Raw genomic sequence first — 1,932 nt, forward strand, 5'->3', positions numbered from 1 at the left:
TCTACAAATGAAAATTTAGAAAAAATTTCAATTCCTTTAGCTATTATTCGCCCTTTTTTATCATCTGAAATTTTTTCAAAATTTTTAGTAACCATTAAGCTCCCTCCCTTAATTGACTAATCAGTCAACATATTCAATTAAAGCATACCATGTCTTAACTAATTTGTCAATTTTAGATAATAGAAAATAAATATGGAGTGTGAAAGCTCACCAAAAGTGAGCCCTTAATAGCTCATTTAATTTTTCGTAAAAGTTCATTAATTTGACCCATTTTTTGTGATATAAATATATTACAAATTAAATTAAAGGAGATGATCGTTTATGTCTAAAAAACTTAAACAATTTAGTGAATTGTATTCACGAAACATATCTTTAAAAGATATTGCTAACATTTTAGAAATTAGTTATTCTACTGCCAAAAGATACAAAAAATATCTGTCCAAAAATAATAATGTTGATATTTCTTTGTTTAAAATCAAAAGAAAAAAAGCATTAGCAACTATTCAAATAGAAAAAATAATTGATTTTTACATTTCTAATGCTGCATATTTTAATATGAAACATTTTTATGAGCATTTCGTTATTGAACAAATGGGTTATGATATTTCTTATTCTACTTTGAAAAGATATTTCAATGAATATAGAATTAATACTAAAAAAACTAGGAGAAAAACTAAAAGAAGGAGAATAAAAGAAATAGAAATTATCAAAGAAAATCCTAGTGCTGATATCACTAAAATACCTAGATTTTTAGATAAAAACAATATACACCCTAGAAAACCTAAAACAAAGTATTTTGGCGAAATAATTGAAGCAGATGCTTCACCACATGAATGGTGTTTAGGTCTTAATATTACATTACATATCTTTGTAGACAAATCTACTTCAAAAATATTAGGTGGTTGTTTCACTAAATATGAATCATTAGAAGGTTATTACATTGCATTTAAACAAGTTTTATTAAATTATGGCATACCTGTTAAACTTGTTACTGATAATAGAAGTGTATTTAAATATATTAGAAAAGATAAACAAATAGAATATGAAACAAATTTTGCATTTGCTTGTAAACAATTAGGAATTGAATTAGATACTACATCAATCCCACAAAAAAAAGGAACTGTTGAAAGAAAATTTTCTACATTGCAAGATAGATTGGCATCTGAATTAACTTTTTACAATATTAATAATATTGAAAAATGCAATGAATACCTGCAAGAATTCATAGGCAAACATAATGCCAATCTACAACTAAATGATACTATTAATGTCTTTGATAGTCAAATAAATGAGGAACAAATTGATAAAATTCTTTGTATACATTCTACAAGAACAATATCAAGGTGTTGTATATCATATAAAGGAAATAGATATATTCCTATTAATGTCAATGGAAATGATATATTTATACAAGATAAAATTAAAGTTTCGGTTATAGAATCCGTAAATGGAAATATATTCATAGAATATTTAGATATGTTTTATTGTGTTAGAAAAATTGAAAATTATGAAACATACTCCAAACTTATGGATTTAGATAAAAAAGAAATTGAAAAAACTATAAAAGAAAAGAAAAAATATATTCCACCATTAAATCATCCTTGGAGAAATTACAATAAAAATAAGATTAATATATAACAAAAATGACCCCAAATTTGGACTTTTATTTTGAGCCATTTTAGGGGTCATTTTAAGTGAGCCTTCACAGTTTTTTTTATAATTTTCCTACTAATTTCCCTACTAATAAAAAACTAGTAAAAAGTCACTTCTCTTTACTAGTCATATTTTTTTATACTACATAATGTGCTTTACCATTTTCTATGCACAAATAACATTCACCACTTAAAATCTCATTTTCACAATCAAAGTTATCTACTATCCATTCTTTACCTGCTTTATCTTCAACAAAATATCTTATTTTTATTGTAATTT

The 1,932-nt window shown here is 24.4% G+C and carries 1 protein-coding gene; it reads left to right on the plus strand.

Translation table 11 applies throughout. The annotated features are described in order from the left end of the window. Nucleotides 1-321 precede the first annotated feature (321 nt). Entirely contained in the window at nucleotides 322-1,638 is a 1,317-nt protein-coding gene (locus AWT72_RS08480) for a hypothetical protein (RefSeq protein WP_067143597.1), read from the plus strand. The last annotated feature ends 294 nt before the right edge of the window (nucleotides 1,639-1,932 follow it).

The organism is Oceanivirga salmonicida, from assembly GCF_001517915.1.
Taxonomy (GTDB): Bacteria; Fusobacteriota; Fusobacteriia; order Fusobacteriales; family Leptotrichiaceae; genus Oceanivirga; species Oceanivirga salmonicida.

Bases quoted from the DNA above. Each gene is read 5' to 3' on its own strand.
- AWT72_RS08480 (WP_067143597.1), top strand. From the start codon at position 322: ATGTCTAAAAAACTTAAACAATTTAGTGAATTGTATTCACGAAACATA.